This window comes from Mangrovimonas xylaniphaga (assembly GCF_001280435.1).
Classification (GTDB): domain Bacteria; phylum Bacteroidota; class Bacteroidia; order Flavobacteriales; family Flavobacteriaceae; genus Mangrovimonas_A; species Mangrovimonas_A xylaniphaga.
This window is the reverse complement of sequence record NZ_LBIP01000013.1, coordinates 910,093-931,081: the sequence shown is the minus strand read 5'-3', so window position 1 is coordinate 931,081 and position 20,989 is coordinate 910,093. Positions and strand designations below refer to the sequence as shown.

Below are 20,989 nucleotides of genomic sequence, written 5' to 3'. Positions count from 1 at the left end.
AAATAAAAGCCTGTCTGTAAGGTTTTATCTTCTGCTTTTCGGTAGGTTTTATTGGGTATTGCCTCCATATTTAAAATCTACAATAAAACCTAATATATCTTTTATTATTTCATATAAAACGTTATTTTCGCGAACTTATATTTTTTAACGTATACAATAAAATGGCAGTTTTAAGTAAAATTAGACAACGTTCACTCTTTTTAATTCTAATCATTGCATTAGCATTATTTTCCTTCGTTTTATCAGATCTTTTTAGAAATGGATCCGCGGCTAGTGCCCAAGATGTGGTAGCAACCGTAAACGGAACCGATATCGATAGGGTAGAGTTCATGCAAAAAGTGGAAAATGCACAAAGAATGCAAGGTCCAGGTGCTTCATCTACACAAACTATGAACAGAGTGTATGAGCAGGAAGTGAGAAAAGCTGTGTTGGAAGGACAGTTTGAAGAGTTGGGATTGTCTGTTGAGAAGGACCAAATGAGAGATTTGTTGAAGCAAAACTTTTCGTCTTATCCAGAATTCAGCAATGAGGCTGGGATGTTTGACGAAAACAAGTTGAACGAATTCATTGCAAACTTAAAGGCTATTCAAAATAATACTCCTAACCGTGCTCCTCTTGGAAACTTCCAAATTAACTATAACGAGTGGGTAAACAACGAAGCTGCTATTGCAGAGCGTGCCAAGGAGCAAGTATATTTCAACATGATCAAAGCTGGTGTGGCAAGTACTTTAGCTGAAGCTGAAACGGATTATTTGTTGGAAAATGAAACTGTAGATTTAAAATACGTTAGCATTCCTTATACTACTATCTCTGATAGTTTGGTGGAAGTAACCAAAGCTGATATTTCTAAATACATCAGCGAGAACAAAGGTAAGTACGAAGTTGAAGAGAGCAGAGATATTGCCTTTGTAGAGTTTGAAGAAGTAGCTTCCGTACAAGACGAGGAAGCTATCAAAGCTAATTTGGTGAAGTTGTTGGATGACCACGAGGAATTCAACAAAGTAACTAAAGCCAATGAAACTGTATACGGATTCAAGAACACTAAAAATATTGAGGATTTTGTAAACGCAAATTCTGATATCAAATACAACGACAACTTTGTGTTTAAATCGGCGTTGCCAACGGTAGCTGCAGATAGTATCTATAACTTGCCTGTTGGAAGTTTTTACGGTCCATACAAAGACAACGGATTCTTCAAGTTGAGCAAAGTAGTTGCTGAAAAGCAAATGCCAGACTCAGTAAAAGTTAGACACATCTTGGTACCTTTTATTGGAGCTACAAGAGTGGATCCTTCTATCACAGATACAGAAGAAGAAGCTGAGGCTACTGCTGACAGCATCTTGAACTTGATCAAGACTAAGCAAAGCAAATTTGTTGATTTGTTGGAATTGTCTTCAGATAAAGTAAGTAACGAAAAAGAAGGAGTTATCGAGTTTGGTTACAACCAATCTTTTGCTCCAGAATTCAAAGCATATTCTTTCGAGAACAATATTGGTGACATCGACGTGGTAAAAACGTCTTTTGGATACCACATCATCGAGATCTTAGATCAAAAGAACAAATCTAGAGCGGTTAAGGTGGCTACTATTGCTCAAAAAATCGAGCCTTCAGAAGAAACTATTGATGACGTATTCAACTCTGCTTCTAAATTTGAAGTAGCTATCCAAAAAGGAGATTTCCAAGCGGTAGCAAAAGAAAATAACTATACTGTAAAGCCAGTTAGCTTAAAAGTATTGGATGAAAATATCCCAGGTTTGGGAAGCCAAAGATCAATGGTGCGTTGGGCATTTGATGCTGAAACTAAAGTTGGAGATTACAAACGTTTCTCTATTCCTGGTGGAGGTTATGCTGTTGTAGAATTGGTAAAAGTAACTCCAGAAGGTTTAATGTCTCCTGAGAATGCTTCTGCTACTGCAATTGCTGAAATCAGAAATGAGAAAAAAGCGAAGATGATCCGTGAGAAGATTTCTGCATCTACTGTTGCCGATGTAGCGAAGGAGCAAAGTGTAAATACGCGTACAGCTTCTGCGGTAAATATGAAAAACCCAACCTTGTCTGGTGCTGGTTTGGAGCCAAAAGTAATTGGTGTAGCCTTTGGATTGAAAGAAGGAGAAACTTCTAAATTGATCGACGGTAACAAAGGTGTGTATATGGTTGAAGTTACTAAGGTAACTCCAGCTGCAGGTTTGGATAACTACCAGCCAATTGCAAACAGATTGACAACTACAAGAGTGAATGCAGTTCAAGCTAAAGCCTACAATGCGCTTAAAGATGCTGCAGACATCGAAGATAACAGAGCTAATTTCTATTAATTGAAATAGTCTCTTAGGTATAAAAAAAAGCTCCACTGAAAAGTGGAGCTTTTTTGTTTTATAAAGTTTTTTTACCTGAGTATCATTTCGGAAAAAGGCAAGACGGTTGTAAAGCCATTAGAGCTTAAATAAGGTCTTGGATCCTCTTCTGAAGTAAGCATGACGAAATCCCCTCCCCATGCTCCCAAGCTCTTAACAGCCCCGTTAAAATTGTGAAATAAACGGTTTTTTACTGTTGGTTGTTTGGTAAGCTTGGAGATAATACTTTCATGAGTCTCGATAAGTGTTTCTAAATCAAATAAATTATTACATTCTAAAAATCCTTTAGTAATATCGCTAATCTCAGAAATGGCCGAAGAATTCCCTCCTCTGTTTGCTTTGTAATGCGCAATACCTTCTCTGCTGTCTTGTTTTTGGTTCAAGTGAACAAAGTATAAATGCGAGCTAAATGCAGGATTAAAAGTTACCGGGGTAATCTTTCTTTCCTTAGGATTGTTTTCTGATAATTGATATAAAATAGCGGTGTCATGACTAGCACAGGCGATGTCGTAACCACTACCTCCAAAAGTTGCTTCTAAGAGGGCGTAAGGATCTACTTTTGCCCAGTTTGAAATATTGTTAATTAAGGTAGAAGAGGTGCCAAGTCCCCAATTGTTTGGGAATTCCAAAGTGGTGGTTACTTCAAAACCATTTGAGGTATTGAGGAACTCTGGGTTTAATTTTTTAGCAGAATCTAAAATCTGTATTAAGCGCTCATTAACACTTTGATTGGTATGTTGAATAGATGTTATTTGATTGTTCTCAATTTTGAATTTGCCTCCAAACCATAGCCTACCTTCATGGTCTAAGCTTTTCCAATGAAGGATTGGCTCTTCAATGGGTTTTACAATTAAACCTTGTCCAAACTTAGTTGGAATGGCCAAAGACAATGCGCCATCTAAAATCACATATTCTCCTGTTAGCAATAATTTGCCGTGACTGTAATACTTGAGCGAATCCACGTTTATTGTCTCAAATTATTTAAGGCTTCTACTACAGCACTATGGGTAACCACGTTGGTTTTAAAATGTTCTACCAAGTGCGCTTTTTCTTCATTGCTTGCCTCAAACTGATTTAAAATATTCATCAAGTGCATTTTCATGTGACCTTCTTGAATACCGGTTGTGGTTAGTGATCGTAATGCTGCAAAGTTCTGTGCCAAACCAGCCACAGCTACAATTTGCATCAGCTCTTTAGCCGACGGTTTGTGTAGCATCTCCAAAGCCAATTTTACCAATGGGTGTAAACTTGTCAGGCCACCAACAGTACCTAGTGCCAATGGGATTTCTATCCAAAATTTAAAGATGCCGTTTTCAATACTAGCATGGGTGAGGCTTCCATATTGTCCGTTTCTTGAAGCATAGGCATGGACACAAGCTTCAACAGCCCTAAAATCGTTCCCTGTTGCCAATACCACTGCATCGATACCGTTCATGATACCCTTATTATGGGTGACGGCTCTAAATGGCTCGATTTCGGCTATCTTCACGGCTTGAATGAATTTTTTGGCGAACTCATCGGCGGGGATAGAAGGATCTTCCTGAAGGTCTTCTACTTTGCAGCTTACTTCCGCTCTTACCAAACAATCTGGAACATAATTGGAAAGAATGCTCATGATTATTTGGATGTCCAAATCGGTATTGGCAATAACCTCGTAATCGGCAATCTCCGAAACAAAGGTCTTGGCAAATTGCTCCAAGCAGGAATTGATGAAATTGGCGCCCATGGCGTCCAAGGTTTCAAAAGTGGCATGCAATTGAAAATAACCTTCCAAAGTATCACTTTTGTCTCGTAACTCAATATCAAGAATACCTCCACCACGGGTTTCCATGTTTTTGGTAATAGGTTTTGTGGTTTCTATAAGTTTTGGTTTCACCCATTCAAAATACTTTTGAAGCGTGTCTAATTCACCAGAAAAATTGAAATGTACCTGACCTATTTTTGTAGTAGAAATAACTTCGGTTTTAAAACCTCCACGGGTTGCCCAAAACTTAGCCGCTTTACTTGCTGCTGCCACCACAGAGCTCTCTTCAATAGCCATTGGGATGGTATAGGTTTTCTCATTGATGATAAAATTAGGGGCCACACCCAAAGGAAGGTAATAGTTGGAAATGGTATTTTCAATAAACTCGTCATGCAGTTGTTGTAGCTTGTCATTCGAGTTCCAATATTGCTTTAAAACTGTTTTGGCAGCTTCTTTATTTGAAAAGTAGGTTTCTACTAGCCAATCGATTTTTTTGGATTTGGACAGTTTAGAAAAACCGGAAATCGTTTTACTCATCAGGTCATGTTTTAACACGCAAAGATACTATTATAAGCGTTAATATTCAGTCAACGGACCGCAATACTGATTTATCTGTTAATACTGATGGCTTTTTGCTTTATTTTTAGTAAACTTGGCAATATTTTGTCAAAAATTTAGGGGTCAACACCTAACTCCCTAATGGAGGTGTTGTTTCTTGTTTAAAATCAAAGAATTAACTAATAGTTTCTAATTAATACTAAAATTATGTCGAGCACAACTTTAAAACCGCACCAAAAAGAACTTTTTGGACAGCCAATAGGCCTTTACATATTGTTCCTTACAGAAATGTGGGAACGTTTTTCATATTATGGGATGAGAGCCATATTGGTATTGTACATGACTGCTTCCACTATGGGAGATGATCCAAGAGGTGCCGGTTTAGGTTGGACTAGTCAAGAGGCTTTGGCTTTGTATGGTTGGTACACTATGTTGGTATATGTCATGTCGATTCCAGGAGGGATGATTGCCGATAAATTGATAGGTCAAAAGAAAGCCGTTTTATGGGGAGCGATTATTCTGTGTCTAGGACATGGCGTTTTGGTTCTTACCGATACTTGGGCCTTTTACACAGGTCTCGGCTTGGTGATTCTCGGGGTTGGTTTGTTAAAACCGAATATATCCACAATGGTTGGAGGACTTTATAAAGAAGGGGATATCCGTAGAGATAAAGGATTCAGTATTTTCTATATCGGAATTAACTTAGGGTCTTTATTGGCAACCCTTATTGTGGGAATTGTTGTGAAATTCTATGGATGGCATGCAGGTTTCGGATTGGCCGGAATAGTAATGTTATTAGGATTGTTGAATTATTTATATGGGCAAAAGTACCTATCTCAAGTAGGAAACCATGAGCCAAGTACAGGAGGAGATGACGAAGTTTCTTATGGTGAATTGTACGGGAAATTGGGAAGTTCGCCTAAGCAATTGGTGATTACCTTGGTTTTGTTATTGGTTTCTCTTTATGGATGGTATGCCTTAGGTTGGGGATATGGATTATTGTTTGTATTCCTTACGGCTATCACAGCTTTGTTGATGATGATTTATAAAGATTTGGATTCTCAAGTTTTTAAAGACCGTTTCTTGGTATTGTTGCTTTCTTTTATCATGGTAATCGTGTTTTGGGGAGCCTTTGAACAAGCAGGAGGTTTGATGAACTTATATACTGATACTAAGACTGACCGCATGTTGTTTGGTTTGGAAATTCCAACAATCATGTTCCAAAGTTTAAATGCTGGATTTATTATCATTTTTGCAACTATTGTAGCTTCTATATGGGCGAAACGTAAATTGAAAGGAAAAGAAGCTTCTTCACTTTTTAAAATGGCATTGGGGATTATCATTATGGGATTTGGATTCTTATTTATGGTATTTGCAGCTATGCAATTTGAAAAATCAGGAAGTTCAAGTATGCTTTGGTTGGTAATGGCTTATTTGTTCCATACCATTGGAGAGTTATGTTTATCTCCGGTAGCATTGTCTTTCATAACAAAATTAACGCCAATAAAATATGCGTCTTTAATGATGGGGGTTTATTTTGCAGCCACTGGATTAGGTAGTAAAGTAGCTGGAATTGTTGGAGAATCTGCTAGTGATTTTGGAGAATACACGGTGTTTTTAGGGATTTTAATATTTACCATCATAGTTGGAACTTTGTTTATCCTCATCTTAAAACCGTTAAAACGCTTAACGCACGGAGCGGAAGATAATGAAAGAATGATGCACAGCGACGAAGCCTAGTCTTCTTGCGATACCGAACTATACTAAGCTAAATTTACATATGAATACGGATATTGAAAACCTTTTTAAGGATAAGGTGCTAGGGCACCCAGCAGGATTGTTTGTACTGTTTTTTACTGAAATGTGGGAACGTTTTTCCTTCTATGGAATGCGTGTGCTTTTGGTGAATTTCTTGACTATGGCATTGATAGGTTACAATCCAGGTTGGGAGTGGTCAGTTGAAAATGCGGGGGCTCTTTTTGGAACTTATGCAATGTTACTTTATATCACTCCAATTCTTGGAGGAATTGTTGCCGATAAGATTACAGGGTATCGTGGGGCGGTAATTATTGGAGCCCTTATTATGACCCTTGGTCATGCTTCCATGGCTTTGGAGACTGAGTTCTCTCTCTATTTAGGACTTGCCTTATTGGTAATAGGGACTGGATTTTTTAAACCGAATATTACTTCCATTATTTCAGGAATGTACAAAGATAATCCTGAGAAAAAGGATGGTGCCTACACAATCTTCTACATGGGAGTGAATGCTGGTGCCTTTTTTGGAATGATGCTTTGTGGTTATCTAGCTGAAAAAATAGGATGGTCTTATGGGTTTGGATTGGCGGGAGTATTCATGTTATTGGGTACTTTACAATTCGGTTTGTCTGGGAAACTCTTTGGAGCAATTGGAGCGAAACCTTCAAAAAAGGATAAGCTTGTTGAAAATATTAATGATCCCGCAAAGGAACTAGGAGAGGAAGCTAATGTTGGTAAAGAAAATCCATTTACGCTTTTGGATAAAATATTGATTGTAGTATGTACAGTTATTGGACTAGGTTATGCCATTAACGATCCAATGTCCAAAATTGCAGGAATAGATATGTTCTCGGCATTCAGAATAGGTAACTTGGAAGGACAGTATACTGCAATTTTATTTGCTTTGGCGTTGTTCTTGGTGTTGGTTATTGGTCGTATTATGAGATATACACCAGTAGTTAGGGATCGTATGTTGGCCTTTATCATTTTCGCCTTCTTTACGGTATTTTTCTGGTTGTCTTTTGAGCAGGGAGCTTCTTCATTGGTAATTTTTGCAAGAGACAATGTAGATAGAATGTTAAGTGGTGGAGCTGCTACAACGTTTAATATTATCAATACCTTGCTTACAGTAGTTCCTTTATTGATTATTTCTTGGGTATTGGTTTTACTTTGGAAAAAGACATTTCATAAAATTCCGGGTTCCAATATTGTATTGGTGATATGTTTTGTCTTCATGTGGGGTATTGTAGGTTGGATGTTGAACAGAGATTTTAACACCACAGCTTATGATGTGAAATATGCGGCGATTGAACGTCCTGTTTTAGATGAGAATGGAAATCAATCTAAAGATGAAAAGGGCGAATTGCAATTTGAATATATTGCTATTGGAGAAGGAACAAAGGTCTTAGATACTGATAAGGTTGTTGAGCGTACCGTTTCTATCGCTGAGCCAATTGATTTTATGTTGGGAGATGAAATACATATGATAAGCAAGAACAATGAAGGAACTGCTTTTGGGTATTTAGACGAAGAGCGATTGGAGTCTGTTAGGCTTCAAGCTGAAGCAATGAACAGAGAGTCTTCAGTGGTTAAAGCTAAAGTGGCGCAAATTAAAGAAAGCGAGGTAGAGATTACTGTTTCTTGGTTTAGTATTCTTAATTCATTCTTCATTATTGTGTTTGCTTCATTCTTTTCAAAATGGTGGGAGAGTAAATATAACCCTTCGGCGGCTGCAAAATATGCACTTGGTTTAATAATCATGGGTGTAGGATTTGGACTTTTGGCTTGGGGGTCTAGTGGTGTTGAAGGTACTATGAAAGTAAGTATGATTTGGTTGATCTTGGCTTATCTATTCCATACCTTGGGGGAACTTTGCTTGTCTCCAGTAGGGTTGTCTTATGTTAGTAAATTGGTGCCGGCAAGAATGATTGCCTTAATGTTTGGTATGTGGTATTTGGCTATTGCTATCGGTAACAAGTTGGCGGCAGTTCTAGGTGGCCAAATTGAGAATATTACTGAGGCATATAGCTTGTCTACGTTCTTTTTGATATTTACAATTGTGCCAATGGTTGCAGGGGCGTTGGTATTCGCTTTGAATCCAGTTCTTAAAAAACTAATGCACGGAGTGCGATAATCGATAAAAAAGTTAAATTACCTGTAAAATGCTCCTTACGAGGAGCATTTTTTGTAAGTTACAACGAATTAATACAACAAAGGATTTATGAAGAAACTAGGATATATTGTACTATTGGCTCTGTTGACTTCTGTAAGTAGCATTGCCCAGGAAATTAATTGGATTAGCTTGGATGAAGCACTTCAATTACAAAAAAAGAACCCCAAAAAGATTATGATGGATGTGTATACCAATTGGTGTGGTCCATGTAAAATGTTGGATAAAAACACCTTTCATAATTCTGATGTGGTTAAGTATGTGAATGAAAATTATTACGCTGTTAAATTTAATGCGGAGGGAAATGAAACTGTTAATTATGATGGTAAAACATTTTCCAATAAGAATTATGACCCTGCTCTGACAAATCGTAGGAATGGTGTACATGAGTTAACGTTATATCTGCAAGTGAGTGCCTACCCAACTGTAGTGTTCTTTGATGAAGAAGGGAAAATTTTGGCTCCAATTAGAGGATATCAGAAACCGCAACAATTGGAGTTGTACTTAAAATTGTTTCATAACAATGACCATGTAAATATGAATTCTCAAGAGGATTTTAATGAATATTACAATGCTTTTGCACCAGAATTTAAAGGATAAAATATTTAGTCTGTGATTATAAAAGCTCCCTTTTTGCCTGTATGGTGAAAAGGGAGCTTTTCTTTTTGGCAGGTCGCTTCCCAAGTTTCAATGTAAGATTTGTAATTGCTCCCATCTGCAATGATGTATTTAGGATGAATGGAATCGATCAATCGCTTAAGGTTAATCTTTGGTGAATTTCTTAAAAGGATAAAATGAGGCCGGAAATGGGGTACATTGTAGGCTCCCAAACTATCAATTACCAACAAAAGCTTGTCGTTGATCATGTATAGGTCTTTAATAGAAGCTACTTCAATTTTGGAAACGAAATTTTCAACCGCATAGTTTTGCAATATTTTTTCTTGTGAAATATTTGTCGGGTCTAAGTTATGGTGTATGCTAATTTGGTTGATTTTATGTAAACCTAGAATACTGCTTCTATTTTTATGAAAGATTATAAATGCGTCCTTATGTGATTTGTGTTTGTTGTAGATGAATGTTATTTGTAATAAAATTACAGATGCCATTAGCCATGAAAGACGCCGCAAACTTCTCTTTCCGAAAAGTCTGACTGTTGATATGATTAATAAGTAAAAAGCAAGAACCATAAAAGCACTTAAGGGAATGTTCCTGATGATCAAATCTTCTTTATCAGCAGTCCAAGCAATCACAGATTGCATGTATGTTATCAAATAATGGAATGCTTCCGTAAAAAGGCTGTTTGAGGTGTTTAAAAGTGATAGAATGATTATTAGGAGTCCTAGGCCTAGGACGAGTCCTAAAATAGGGATTACAAGCAAATTTGATACAAAGAAGAGTAAAGGGAATTGATGGAAGTAGTAGATGCTTAAAGGCAGGACTCCAATTTGGGCAGCTATGGTTACAGTAATTATATTCCAGTGCAATTTGTCAAATTTAGTTTTTGGTTTGTAAACCTTGGAAAGCAGTGGTTGTATGGAGACAATAGCAATTACGGCTAAATAACTTAATTGAAAACCAACATCAAAAATGAATAAAGGTTTAAAGAGTAGAAGAATGAACACAGAAACGGCAATACTATTGTAGATATTGCTTGGGCGTTTAAGGTTCATACCTATAGCTAGAACACTAAACATTGTCACAGCGCGGGTTACTGAAGCAGAGAGTCCAGTGATGATAACAAAGCCCCAAAGCATGATCAAAATAAGAATGGTTTTATAAAAGCGCCCTCTGGGCATGTAATCAAGGGGTTTTAAAACCAAATTTAGTATCAAAAGAATGATTCCTATATGTAAACCCGAAATTGCCAAAATATGAATAACCCCCGCATTGGTGAATTGCTCATAAGTTATAGGGTCTATGTTTTGTCGTTGCCCCAACAAAAGGGCGCTTAGCATGGCAAAGTCGTCCTTTTCAAGATGGGTGTTTCTTAATTTCCTTAAGATGTGCTCCCTGATGCTTGCAGCATATCCAAGTAAGGTATATGGTTTTGAGTTTAGGGTGAAAATCTCTTGGTTGCTTGTAAATAACTGATGATAAATGGATTGTTTCTCTAAATACGCCTTATAGTCAAATTGATTTGGGTTTAAAGGAGGGATGATGGCTTTTAAAGTTGATTGCGTTACAATAATATCATCAACTTTGAAAGGTGAGGAAAGAGAATCAATCTGTACATTCAGTAAGGTTTTTCCTTGAACTGGAATGGAATCAATTTTAATAAGGTCTACAACATATTTGTCATGATACATCCCAGTTTTTAGTTGTTCTCTAACCCTGAGAGATAACAAGGACGATTTTGTTTCGGTGTTTTTTGTGTGTTGGGAATAATGCCTTTTGAAATTCTTTTGGTCATGAAGATGGTAGGTAAAAGAACCTAAAAAGAAAGTCGTTAAAAGTACCGTTGCGCCAAACCATATGTTTTGTTGAAATTTGGATTTGGAAATTCGATAGAGTATAAAAAGTAGAAGAAGTCCCAAAAAAGTAGTGCAAGTAGCAATATGAAAAGGGATATGGAGGAAATAGGAAGTTACAATGCCCAAAATAAGGCAAACTGTAAGTTTAATGATGATGAAATTTAGTAACTTCATACTGAAAGTTGCCAAATTTTAACAAATTATAAGACTCTGCGAGCTTGAACAAAAGCATAATACCAATAACGTTCGGCTAAATTTGAAATGATAACCCCTTTACTGGTGCTGGCGTGGATGAATTCTACGTAGTCTCCCCTTGCTTCAGTGACTAAAGCAACATGGTTGACTTTTCGGCTGTTTTTACTTGTGGCAAAAAATAGTAAATCTCCTTTTTGAACTTCTTTTAGATCAATCCAATCTCCAGTTGTGGCCATCGAACTGGTGGTCCTTGGTAATTGAATGTTCTCACTTTGAAAAACAGTAGTTACCAAGCCAGAGCAGTCCATTCCCTTTTTTGTAGTTCCTCCATATTTGTATCTTACGCCATCAAACTGCATGGCGTATTTCACAATTTTATCGGCAGTTTTTGAGTCGGTAGCTTTTGTGGTTTTGGTTGTTTTTGGAGCGCTGTTTTTAGCGCGTTTGGAAGATTTACAACTACTGAAACTGATAAGGAGAATTAATAAAAGGGCAATTTTTTTCATTCAGGGACTTTTAATTTTTTAAAAATATCAATTTCTCCTAAACTGAAAGAGAGTGAAACATAAAATTCTTTTCAAATGAAATTTTTTAGTTTAAATCTTATTCCTTTTTTGCTATTACAAAGATTTCCTGATTTAAGTTATATCCTTAAAAATCAATTCTGCAGTATTTTGACTTGCTCCTTTTCCTCCCAATTTTTTCTCTAGATCGTAATAATCCAAGAAGAATTTTACGCGCTCATAATCATCAAGGATGCTGTTCAGTTCATTTTTTAATCGGGTAGAACTAAAATCGTTTTGAATAAGCTCGGTGACCACCTCCTTGTCCATGATCAAGTTAACTAAAGAGATGTATTTGATGTGCTTTACCAATCGTTTCCCTATTTGGTAGGAAAGCCAACTTCCTTTGTAGCACACCACTTCCGGAACTTTAAACAGTGCTGTTTCCAAAGTGGCAGTACCTGAAGTTACCAATGCGGCATAGGACACACTAAGCAAATCGTAGGTTTCGTTGCTCACAAAGGCTACATTGGCCTTTTTGATGAAACCTTGATAAAAGCTACGTTCTTGGCTGGGTGCGCCAGCAATTACAAATTGGTACTCTGGAAAATCATCAACCACACTAAGCATTACCGAAAGCATTTTTTTGATTTCCTGTTTTCTGCTTCCCGGTAGTAAGGCTATAATAGGCTTATCTGTAAGTCCGTGTTCTGCCCTAAAAATATACTCGTCCACCTGTGTGCGATCATTGATGGCGTCAATTAGTGGATGGCCTACAAATTCAACTTTGTATTCATGTTTTTTGTAAAAATCCTTTTCAAAAGGGAGGATGACATACATGTTGTCCACATCGCGTTTTATGGCATGGATTCTATTTTCTTTCCAGGCCCAAATTTGTGGCGAAATGTAATATTGGGTTCTAATCCCTTTGTCCTTGGCCCATTTGGCAATGCGCATGTTGAATCCAGGGTAGTCAATAAAAATGATGGTATCTGGCTGGTAGGCTTCAATATCTTTTTTGCAAAAGGACAGGTTGTTGGCAATGGTGCGCAAATTCATTACTACTTCGGCAAAACCCATAAAGGCCAAGTCTTTGTAGTGCTTTACTAAATTACCGCTCACTTGCTGCATTAAATCCCCTCCCCAAAACCTGAATTCGGCATTGACATCCAATTGAGACAATGCTTTCATTAGGTTGGATCCATGAAGATCTCCCGAGGCTTCTCCTGCAATGATGTAGTATTTCATCCTAGAATTACCAAAATTTTAATAAAAATGTAAATACAGCTACAAGTATGGTGGCAAGTAACACACCTCTTGCTCTGTAATCTTGTTTCTTTTTGATGAAAATAAAAAAGGCAACTAAGTTTAGGATAGCTCCTATACTCACTAATTTACTAAAAAAACCTTCAGCCATGGCTTGGTTGATTGTGGTTGAAAAGCCTTCTCCGTTTCCAAAAATGTAGACTGCCAATAACAGTCCTAAAAAATTGGCCGCAAATCCAGTTACAAGACCAATGATAACTTCTTTTTTAATCATTAAAATTCCAAGTGTTTAAATTTTGAATACAATGGTGCGCCGTTAAATCAAACTGAACGGGAACTACCGAAACATAACCGTGCTCAAGTGCCCATTCATCCGTGTCTTCACCATGGTCCAAATTTACAAATTTGCCCGTTAACCAATAGTACTCCCTTCCCTGTGGACTGTGACGTTTGTCAAATTCTTCCACCCAATTGGCTCTGGCTTGTCTACAAACCTTTATGCCCTTGATTTCCTTTTCTGGTAAATTGGGGAGGTTGACATTGAGAACCACGTCTTTAGGGAGTTTTTCTTTCAAAACATTCTCAACAATGGTTTTTATATAACGTTTGGTACCTTCAAAATTGGCATTCCAATTATAGTCCAATAACGAAAACCCAATAGCGGGAATTCCCTCTACACCGGCTTCAATGGCAGCACTCATAGTTCCTGAATAAATCACATTTATGGATGAATTGGAGCCGTGGTTGATGCCCGATACGCAAAGGTCTGGTTTGCGCTTTAAAATCTGGCGGTTGGCCAGTTTTACACAATCGGCTGGAGTTCCTGAACAGCTGTATTCCGCTTGGGGACCATTGTCAACTACGACTTTTTCAACAAAAATGGTCGAGTTTACAGTAATGGCATGTCCCATGCCGCTTTGTGGGCTGTCTGGGGCTACCACAACTACTTCGCCAATTTCGTTCATAATACTGATTAAAGTTCGTATTCCTGGGGCGGTAATGCCATCGTCGTTAGTGACTAAAATGAGCGGTTTTTTTGTCATGAAAGGTTTACTTTTTTTCAAAATACTAAATTACATAAAATCATCTGGAAACTCCCGTAAATTCTGGTTTAACAAAAAATTAGTAGCCTTCGGTTTCTATGGCATAGTTTTTTCTTTTACTTTAGTGAAAAATAAAGTATGCAATTTTATAGAATCATGAGAAGGAATTATAAGCTTTTATTGTTGGTTTTGCTCTTGGCCTTTGCGTCTTGTAGCTTTACAACCAAGACTTTTGACGACCCGAATAAAGATAGATTGCTAGTACAGTTGATTAGTTACGTGTTGGAAAATGGACATTTTCAACCTAAAGATATTAACGATGAATTTTCAGAACAGGTCTTTGAAGATTATCTGAAACAACTAGATCCTTTCAAGCGTTATTTTTATGAATCAGACATCAAGGAATTTATGCTTTACAAGGATAAATTGGATGATCAAATCAAGGTGTATGATGTGTCATTTTTCAACTTGACACATGAGCGTTTATTGCAACGTATCAAAGAATCTGAAGACATTTACAAAGAAGTATTGGCGCAGCCTTTTGATTTTTCTGTCGATGAGGAAATTTCTACAGATTACGATTCTATGCCATATGTGACTTCCAAAAAGGAAATGAAAGAGCGTTGGAGAAAATTGTTGAAATTCTCAACTATTGCCAACTATGACAATTTGGTTACAGAACAGGAAGGTGGAGCAGTTCATAAAGAATGGGAGACAGATTTCTCAGGAGAAACTGAAAGTGATAAGGATGTTTCAGTCGAGAAAAAGGAAATAAAAACCAAAGCTCAAATGGAGCAAGAGGCTAGAGAGGCAACACTTAGCTCTTTAGACGAACTTCATGAGTTTATAAATGACAGACAACGTGAGGATTGGTTCTCTGTTTACATTAATGCTATTGTTGAAGAGTTTGATCCTCATACATTCTACTTTGCGCCTGAGGAGAAGGATCGTTTTGACGTGGCCATGTCTGGAAATTTTGAAGGTATTGGAGCGAGATTACAAAAGAAAATGGATGCCATCATCGTAAATGAAATCATCAGTGGAGGACCTGCATGGAGACAAAATAAGTTGGAAGTAGGAGATCAAATCATGAAAGTAAGACAGGAAGGTGAGAAGGATGCGCTTAGTATTATTGGAATGCGTTTAGACGATGCGATTAAATTTATAAAAGGCCCTAAAGGAACCAAAGTAACCCTTACGCTTAAAAAAGTTGACGGTACCGTTGAAGATATCACCATAACTCGTGATGTGGTAGAAATCGAAGAAACTTATGCTAAGTCTTCTACGGTTGAAAAGGACGGGAAAACTTTTGGGGTAATCAATTTGCCGAAGTTTTATGTTGATTTTGAAGACTACAATAAAAGAAACGCAGCTTCTGATATTAAAAAGGAGGTGATTAGACTGAAAGATGCCGGTGCACAAGGACTTGTGTTGGATTTAAGAAATAACGGAGGTGGTTCTCTACAGACTGTGGTAGATATGGTTGGATTGTTCATTAAGGATGGTCCAGTTGTGCAAGTGAAAACTGCAGGGGAAGAGAAAGAAGTGCTTAATGATAGGGATAAATCTATTGTTTGGGATGGTCCTTTGGTTGTATTGGTAAATGAGCTTTCAGCGTCTGCTTCCGAGATTTTAGCGGCGGCAATGCAAGATTACAAACGTGCCATCATTATTGGAAGTAAACAAACCTATGGTAAAGGAACCGTTCAAAATGTATTGGACCTTAACCGTATGGTGAGAAACAGTTCAAGTGGCGATATGGGAGCCTTGAAATTCACCACCCAAAAATTCTACAGAATAAATGGAGGTTCTACGCAATTAGAAGGTGTTAAAAGTGATGTGGTTGTGCCGGACAGATATAGTTATATCAATATAGGAGAGAAAGATCAAGAAAATCCTTTGGCTTGGGATAAGATTGATGCGGTTGATTATGATGTTTGGAAGAATTATTACGATTATGATGTAACCATCAAGCAAAGTAAAGAGCGTATGGCCAACAATGAGCAATTAAAGTTGATTGATGCCAATGCGCAATGGGTGAAGAAAATTAGAGATCAGGAAGTATATTCGCTTAACTACGATAAGTACAAAGCGGAATTAAAACTTAACGAAGAAGAGGCGAAGCGTTTTGAAAAGATTTCGGATTACAAAACAGATCTTACCTTTAATTCCCTTCCTTATGAGCAGGAGCTTATGGCAAAGGATACTGTATTAAAAGAGAAAAGAGAGCGTTGGCATGAAAATTTAAGTCAGGATGTATATATTGAAGAGGCAATTCATGTCTTGAATGACTTGAAAATGACATACGATGTTAAAACCAAAGTTGCGACAGTAAAAGATTAATATAGGTGAGTATACATAATAACTCATTATCTCAATTGGCGCTCCAAAAGTTCAAAAGTAACTTTTGGGGCGTTTTAAGTTTGGGTGTGGTCATTATAATAGGACTTATTGCTGTGTTTGCCTATGTATTGGCACCCGATGAAAGTCAAAGTGCCAATCAGATGCATTTGGCTATTCATTCGAAGAAGCCTGGATTCAAGGTGACCATGCTTACCATTCCTTCGGAAGTTCAATCCAATCAGTCTTGGTTTTCTAAAGCGTTTTTTGGAGTGCAAAATGCCGATTCTGAAGTCTCTATTTCAGCTTACGAAGTCGTCGATGACCGTTTGGTATATACCGAATACGCTTCGGATGGGCTTGAAGGCATCGTTAAAGAAATTCCGTTGAATAAATTTCCCGCCAATGAATATCTCCCTTATATAAAGGAGCGCCGTTTTCTTTTCGGAACCGATAAATATGGAAGGGATTTGTTGAGTAGAATTTTAATCGGTTCTCGTATTTCATTTTTTATAGGCTTTGTAGCGGTGTTTATTTCTTTGATTATTGGAATTTTCATGGGAAGTATTGCTGGTTATTTTGGAGGGAAAATAGACGCTGTAATTATGTGGCTCATAAATGTTACTTGGTCTATCCCAACGTTACTTTTAGTAATCGCGATTACCTTGACCTTGGGAAAGGGCTTTTGGCAAGTGTTTATTGCGGTTGGATTGACCATGTGGGTGGAGGTGGCTCGTGTGGTAAGGGGACAGGTGATAGGTGTGAAGGAAATGCAATATGTAACAGCGGCAAGAGCTTTAGGGTATACAGATTTTAGAATCATTTCCAGACATATTTTGCCTAATATCATGGCGCCAATTATCGTGATTTCTGCAGCTAACTTTGCAGCGGCTATATTAATTGAGAGTGGTTTGAGTTTTTTGGGAATTGGTGCGCAACCGCCTATGCCTAGTTGGGGAGGCATGATTAAGGACCATTACAATTATATTATTTTAGGAAAGCCATATTTGGCCTTGATCCCAGGAGTGTGCATCATGATCTTGGTAATGGCATTTATGCTTATTGGAAATGCACTTCGTGATGCTTTGGATGTAAAAAGCTAGATTATTGGTTTTTTAAATTATTGATTTCGGTATTGGTGTCTTGAATAAAATTCAAGAGTTCGTCACGACCAATGGTTTTGCTGGAGGATGTAATGAAATAAGGAGGCATTTCTTCCCAAACTTTGAGCATTTCTTTAGTGTATGCTTCAACGTTTCTTTCAATGGCCATTGGCTTAAGCTTGTCGGCTTTTGTGAAGATAATAGAAAATGGAATGCCATTTTCTCCTAAGTACTCCATGAACTCCATATCAATTTTCTGGGGTTCATGACGAATGTCTACCAACACAAATGCCGATACCAATTGTTGGCGTTGCTCAAAATAGTTGGTGATGAATTTTTGAAATTTTTTCTTAGCTGTTTTGGAGACTCTAGCGTAACCGTAACCAGGTAAATCGACCAAAAACCAATTCTTGTTGATCAAAAAGTGATTGATCAATTGTGTCTTTCCTGGCCTTCCAGAAGTCTTTGCAAGACTTTTATGGTTGGTAAGCATGTTGATCAATGAGGATTTTCCAACATTACTTCTTCCAATAAAAGCGTATTCTGGAATAGGGTCCTTCGGACATTTGGAAACGTCGGAATTACTGATGATAAATTCAGCGGTTTTGATTAACATTACTTTTTTTTAAAAATTTCTTTCAGTAAGCCATTTGTCTAAAATGGCATTGAATTCAGTTGGATGCTCCATCATGGCTGCGTGGCCACATTTGTCAATCCAATATAGGGTAGAGTCGGGTAGGAGCGAGTGGAATTCCTCAGCAACTTCAGGAGGAGTAACTGTATCGTTTTTCCCCCAAATAATGCAAGTAGGTGTTTCCATGTATGGTAGGTCTTTAGCCATATTGTGTCTGATGGCACTTTTGGCAATGGCTAAAGTTTTTACCAACTTATTTCTGTCGTTTACCGTTTCGTAAACTTCATCAACAATTTCTTTAGTAGCAACTTCTGGATCGTAAAATACATCCTGTGCTTTTTTCTTGATTACTTCGTAGTCACTTCGCTTGGTATAACCACTTCCCATGGCGCTTTCGTAAAGTCCAGAACTTCCTGTAATGATAAGTGCTTTTACTTTTTCAGGGAAAAGTTTGGTGTGGTATAACCCAATATGGCCTCCTAGGGAGTTGCCTAACAAAATCACTTCGTCAAGTTGTTTGTGTGCTATAAAATCATGTAGATACTTTGCAAAACTCTTAACGTTGGTTTTAAGTAAAGACATGGTGTAAATTGGTAGCTCGGGGATGATGACCTTGTAGCCTTTGTTGCTAAAATGGCGGGTAACAGCGTCAAAATTGCTAAGTCCACCCATTAACCCGTGTAAAACAACTATAGGCTTTCCTTCTCCAACTTCAATGTAATTATAGTTTTTCTCTGTTTTTAAAAGGTGCTTCATGTATATAGGTTAGTCATCTTCATCAAAAGCAAATATAGGTATTTATCTGATTATTCGTACTGTTTTTTGATTATGAAATCCTGTAAAATTCAATTACGGTTTTCTCTGTTTTTTTGCGGTTGGAATATAGGTATGTGTGGTGGTTGAAGTGGAGAAAAATGGTGTTTTATTGTTAACATTTTAGGGTCGTCGAAAGTCAAATGTTATGAACAATTCAAGGGCTTGAAGCTAAAATATTTAGCTGTTTTACCTGTCTGCGCTTTGACGGTTAAATGCTTCATAATATAGAAATTATTAACAAAAGTGGTAGAATGTGGTAAAATGTGGTAAATTTTTCAATATATTTGAATTGTTATCGTTTGCAGTATAAGCCGGTCGTTTTGAATTCATTAATAGGAACATACGAATGTAAAGTTGATGCCAAAGGTAGGCTTATGTTACCTTCTGCGCTGAAAAAGCAGCTTTCTCAATTGTCTCAGGACGGTTTCGTGCTTAAGCGAGCGGTATTCGATTCTTGCTTGGAATTGTATCCAATGTCAGAATGGGAGGCGCTCATGCAAAAGGTAGGCAAACTTAACAGGTTTAAGAAAAAGACCAACGATTTTATTAGACGTTTTACGGCGGGTGTGAAAGTAGTGGAGGTAGATGCTGCGGGCCGTTTGCTTATTCCGAAGGATTTAATTGTATTCTCAGGTATCTCTAAAGAGGTGGTTCTGTCTTCGTCAATTAATATCATTGAAATTTGGGATAAGGATAAGTATGAGCAATCTATAAACGAAGCGGCTGATGATTTTGCGGATTTGGCTGAAGAGGTAATGGGACAAGATGACGAGTATGGAATATCATAATCCGGTATTGTTAAAGGAAACTGTTGATGGCTTAAATATTAAGCCTGATGGTGTATATGTAGATGTCACCTTTGGAGGTGGAGGGCATAGTAGGGAGATTTTAAGTCGTTTGGGGCCGGACGGGAAGTTGTTTGCTTTTGATCAGGATCAGGATGCTTTGGCGAATGCTATCGACGATCCTCGGTTTACGTTGATAAATGAGAATTTTAGATTTATCAAGCGTTTTTTAAGGTTTTACGGCGTGAAAGAAGTAGATGGTGTTTTGGCGGATTTTGGAGTGTCTTCTCATCAATTTGATGTGGCGGAACGCGGTTTTTCTACACGTTTTGAAGCGGACCTTGATATGCGCATGAACCAAAAGGGGATGCTTTCGGCATATAATGTGGTGAATGATTATGAAGAGGAAGAAATAAAGAATGTGCTTCTTCAGTATGGGGAGTTGCGTCAAGCTCCTGCAATGGCGAGGGTCATTGTGGAGGCGAGAAAAAGTGAGCCTATAAAAACAAGTGAGCAACTAAAGGAAGTGTTGAAGCGTTTCTTGGGGCATAAAAATGAGAATAAAATGTTGGCTCAAATTTATCAGGCCATTCGTATTGAGGTGAACCAAGAGATTGAAGTGTTGAAGGAATTGTTGTTGCAAATGCCTGAATTGTTGAAACAAGGTGGGCGTTTGAGTTTTATATCCTATCATTCTTTGGAAGATAGGTTGGTGAAACGATTTATAAGAAATGGACTGTTTGAAGGAGAGCCAGAGCGTGATATGTTTGGGAATTTTGAAGTTCCATTAAAAAAGGTAGGCGGGTTGATTGTGCCAACGAAAGCAGAGATAGCTCAGAATAGTAGGGCCAGGAGTGCTAAATTAAGAATTGCGGAGAAACTATGAAGAACAACGTTTATAGTATTCTGAAAGGGAAGTTTTTGGTGAGTGATGATTCTTTTAAAAATTGGAGAGTTATCATTTTTATTTCTGTCTTGGCGCTAATTATGATTGCAAGTTCACACAGTGCCGATAAGAAAGTGCATGAGATTGCACGTTTGAATAATGAGGTAAAGGAGTTGCGTTCGGCATTTGTAGATGGACGTTCGCAATTAATGAGATTGAAGATGGAATCTTCCATAGTAAAGGAAATGGCAGTAAAAGGAGTGGTGCCTTCAGAAATCCCTCCAAGAAAAATAAAAGTAAAATCGCAGGAATAGTCTAGTGGCAGTGACGGAAAAGAACATATTGAACAGATTGTATTTTGTGGCGGGG

Annotated in this window: 18 protein-coding genes; 9 read left to right on the top strand and 9 right to left on the bottom strand. The window is 37.6% G+C overall.

Going from position 1 to position 20,989, the window contains the following annotated elements:
- Nucleotides 1-161 precede the first annotated feature (161 nt).
- Nucleotides 162-2,312 carry a SurA N-terminal domain-containing protein gene (locus ZA06_RS04155; RefSeq protein WP_053976126.1) on the top strand — a complete coding sequence of 717 codons (2,151 nt, stop codon included), beginning with the start codon at nucleotides 162-164 and terminating at the stop codon, nucleotides 2,310-2,312.
- A gap of 71 nt (nucleotides 2,313-2,383) precedes the next feature.
- Here the strand turns inward: ZA06_RS04155 and ZA06_RS04150 are convergent, their stop codons facing one another.
- Nucleotides 2,384-3,313 carry a GYDIA family GHMP kinase gene (locus tag ZA06_RS04150; RefSeq protein ID WP_053976125.1) on the bottom strand — a complete coding sequence of 310 codons (930 nt, stop codon included), beginning with the start codon at nucleotides 3,311-3,313 and terminating at the stop codon, nucleotides 2,384-2,386.
- Nucleotides 3,314-3,315: 2 nt separating this feature from the next.
- Nucleotides 3,316-4,632, bottom strand: a complete 1,317-nt coding sequence (locus ZA06_RS04145; RefSeq protein WP_053976124.1) for a hydroxymethylglutaryl-CoA reductase, degradative — start codon at nucleotides 4,630-4,632, stop codon at nucleotides 3,316-3,318.
- Between the two features lie 228 nt (nucleotides 4,633-4,860).
- Here ZA06_RS04145 and ZA06_RS04140 point away from each other — a divergent pair, with 228 nt between their 5' ends.
- The 3 genes from ZA06_RS04140 (at nucleotide 4,861) to ZA06_RS04130 (ending at nucleotide 9,178) form a co-directional block, all read left to right on the top strand.
- The gene (locus ZA06_RS04140; RefSeq protein ID WP_053976123.1) at nucleotides 4,861-6,393 is read left to right on the top strand and encodes a peptide MFS transporter; all 1,533 of its coding nucleotides are present in this window, start codon (nucleotides 4,861-4,863) and stop codon (nucleotides 6,391-6,393) included.
- A gap of 40 nt (nucleotides 6,394-6,433) precedes the next feature.
- Nucleotides 6,434-8,542, top strand: a complete 2,109-nt coding sequence (locus tag ZA06_RS04135; protein ID WP_053976122.1) for a peptide MFS transporter — start codon at nucleotides 6,434-6,436, stop codon at nucleotides 8,540-8,542.
- An 87-nt stretch (nucleotides 8,543-8,629) separates the two neighbouring features.
- Nucleotides 8,630-9,178 (top strand): thioredoxin family protein, encoded by a 549-nt coding sequence (locus tag ZA06_RS04130; RefSeq protein WP_053976121.1) that lies wholly within the window; start codon nucleotides 8,630-8,632, stop codon nucleotides 9,176-9,178.
- A 5-nt stretch (nucleotides 9,179-9,183) separates the two neighbouring features.
- On the opposite strand, the gene ZA06_RS04125 is transcribed toward ZA06_RS04130, so the two are convergent.
- The 5 genes from ZA06_RS04125 to surE all read right to left on the bottom strand — a co-directional run bounded on the left by ZA06_RS04125 (nucleotide 9,184) and on the right by surE (nucleotide 14,056).
- Nucleotides 9,184-11,223, bottom strand: a complete 2,040-nt coding sequence (locus ZA06_RS04125) for a ComEC/Rec2 family competence protein (RefSeq protein ID WP_053976120.1) — start codon at nucleotides 11,221-11,223, stop codon at nucleotides 9,184-9,186.
- 26 nt (nucleotides 11,224-11,249) lie between these two features.
- Nucleotides 11,250-11,750 (bottom strand): C40 family peptidase, encoded by a 501-nt coding sequence (locus ZA06_RS04120; protein ID WP_053976119.1) that lies wholly within the window; start codon nucleotides 11,748-11,750, stop codon nucleotides 11,250-11,252.
- 132 nt (nucleotides 11,751-11,882) lie between these two features.
- Nucleotides 11,883-12,995: a lipid-A-disaccharide synthase gene (gene lpxB / locus ZA06_RS04115; RefSeq protein WP_053976118.1), complete on the bottom strand. Its 1,113-nt coding sequence runs from the start codon at nucleotides 12,993-12,995 to the stop codon at nucleotides 11,883-11,885.
- 7 nt (nucleotides 12,996-13,002) lie between these two features.
- Nucleotides 13,003-13,287, bottom strand: a complete 285-nt coding sequence (locus ZA06_RS04110) for a hypothetical protein (protein WP_053976117.1) — start codon at nucleotides 13,285-13,287, stop codon at nucleotides 13,003-13,005.
- Nucleotides 13,280-14,056 (bottom strand): 5'/3'-nucleotidase SurE, encoded by a 777-nt coding sequence (gene surE / locus ZA06_RS04105; protein ID WP_053976116.1) that lies wholly within the window; start codon nucleotides 14,054-14,056, stop codon nucleotides 13,280-13,282. Before surE ends, ZA06_RS04110 begins: the two co-directional genes overlap by 8 nt.
- A 156-nt stretch (nucleotides 14,057-14,212) precedes the next feature.
- Here surE and ZA06_RS04100 point away from each other — a divergent pair, with 156 nt between their 5' ends.
- On the top strand, nucleotides 14,213-16,399 hold the full coding sequence (locus ZA06_RS04100; RefSeq protein ID WP_053977061.1) for a carboxy terminal-processing peptidase: 2,187 nt from the start codon (nucleotides 14,213-14,215) through the stop codon (nucleotides 16,397-16,399).
- A gap of 5 nt (nucleotides 16,400-16,404) precedes the next feature.
- Entirely contained in the window at nucleotides 16,405-17,499 is a 1,095-nt protein-coding gene (locus ZA06_RS04095; RefSeq protein ID WP_053976115.1) for an ABC transporter permease, read from the top strand.
- 1 nt (nucleotide 17,500) lies between these two features.
- Here the strand turns inward: ZA06_RS04095 and yihA are convergent, their stop codons facing one another.
- A complete protein-coding gene (gene yihA / locus ZA06_RS04090) occupies nucleotides 17,501-18,115 on the bottom strand; it encodes a ribosome biogenesis GTP-binding protein YihA/YsxC (RefSeq protein WP_053976114.1) in 615 nt (204 codons plus the stop codon).
- Between the two features lie 9 nt (nucleotides 18,116-18,124).
- Nucleotides 18,125-18,889, bottom strand: a complete 765-nt coding sequence (locus ZA06_RS04085; protein ID WP_053976113.1) for an alpha/beta fold hydrolase — start codon at nucleotides 18,887-18,889, stop codon at nucleotides 18,125-18,127.
- A 380-nt stretch (nucleotides 18,890-19,269) separates the two neighbouring features.
- Here ZA06_RS04085 and mraZ point away from each other — a divergent pair, with 380 nt between their 5' ends.
- Genes mraZ through ZA06_RS04070 form a run of 3 tightly spaced genes read left to right on the top strand, consistent with a single transcriptional unit; the run spans nucleotide 19,270 to nucleotide 20,934 of the window.
- Nucleotides 19,270-19,737, top strand: a complete 468-nt coding sequence (mraZ, locus tag ZA06_RS04080; RefSeq protein ID WP_053976112.1) for a division/cell wall cluster transcriptional repressor MraZ — start codon at nucleotides 19,270-19,272, stop codon at nucleotides 19,735-19,737.
- Nucleotides 19,724-20,620 (top strand): 16S rRNA (cytosine(1402)-N(4))-methyltransferase RsmH, encoded by an 897-nt coding sequence (gene rsmH, locus ZA06_RS04075; RefSeq protein WP_053976111.1) that lies wholly within the window; start codon nucleotides 19,724-19,726, stop codon nucleotides 20,618-20,620. Before mraZ ends, rsmH begins: the two co-directional genes overlap by 14 nt.
- Complete coding sequence (locus ZA06_RS04070; RefSeq protein ID WP_053976110.1) at nucleotides 20,617-20,934, top strand: FtsL-like putative cell division protein; 318 nt, start codon at nucleotides 20,617-20,619, stop codon at nucleotides 20,932-20,934. Before rsmH ends, ZA06_RS04070 begins: the two co-directional genes overlap by 4 nt.
- Nucleotides 20,935-20,989: the final 55 nt, after the last annotated feature.

Excerpts from the sequence above, each read along its gene's own strand:
- ZA06_RS04155 (WP_053976126.1), top strand. The coding sequence starts at position 162 with ATGGCAGTTTTAAGTAAAATTAGACAACGTTCACTCTTTTTAATTCTA.
- ZA06_RS04145 (WP_053976124.1), bottom strand. The coding sequence starts at position 4,632 with ATGAGTAAAACGATTTCCGGTTTTTCTAAACTGTCCAAATCCAAAAAA.
- ZA06_RS04140 (WP_053976123.1), top strand. The coding sequence starts at position 4,861 with ATGTCGAGCACAACTTTAAAACCGCACCAAAAAGAACTTTTTGGACAG.
- ZA06_RS04135 (WP_053976122.1), top strand. The coding sequence starts at position 6,434 with ATGAATACGGATATTGAAAACCTTTTTAAGGATAAGGTGCTAGGGCAC.
- ZA06_RS04130 (WP_053976121.1), top strand. The coding sequence starts at position 8,630 with ATGAAGAAACTAGGATATATTGTACTATTGGCTCTGTTGACTTCTGTA.
- ZA06_RS04125 (WP_053976120.1), bottom strand. The coding sequence starts at position 11,223 with ATGAAGTTACTAAATTTCATCATCATTAAACTTACAGTTTGCCTTATT.
- ZA06_RS04120 (WP_053976119.1), bottom strand. The coding sequence starts at position 11,750 with ATGAAAAAAATTGCCCTTTTATTAATTCTCCTTATCAGTTTCAGTAGT.
- lpxB (WP_053976118.1), bottom strand. The coding sequence starts at position 12,995 with ATGAAATACTACATCATTGCAGGAGAAGCCTCGGGAGATCTTCATGGA.
- ZA06_RS04110 (WP_053976117.1), bottom strand. The coding sequence starts at position 13,287 with ATGATTAAAAAAGAAGTTATCATTGGTCTTGTAACTGGATTTGCGGCC.
- surE (WP_053976116.1), bottom strand. The coding sequence starts at position 14,056 with ATGACAAAAAAACCGCTCATTTTAGTCACTAACGACGATGGCATTACC.
- ZA06_RS04100 (WP_053977061.1), top strand. The coding sequence starts at position 14,213 with ATGAGAAGGAATTATAAGCTTTTATTGTTGGTTTTGCTCTTGGCCTTT.
- yihA (WP_053976114.1), bottom strand. The coding sequence starts at position 18,115 with ATGTTAATCAAAACCGCTGAATTTATCATCAGTAATTCCGACGTTTCC.
- ZA06_RS04085 (WP_053976113.1), bottom strand. The coding sequence starts at position 18,889 with ATGAAGCACCTTTTAAAAACAGAGAAAAACTATAATTACATTGAAGTT.
- rsmH (WP_053976111.1), top strand. The coding sequence starts at position 19,724 with ATGGAATATCATAATCCGGTATTGTTAAAGGAAACTGTTGATGGCTTA.
- ZA06_RS04070 (WP_053976110.1), top strand. The coding sequence starts at position 20,617 with ATGAAGAACAACGTTTATAGTATTCTGAAAGGGAAGTTTTTGGTGAGT.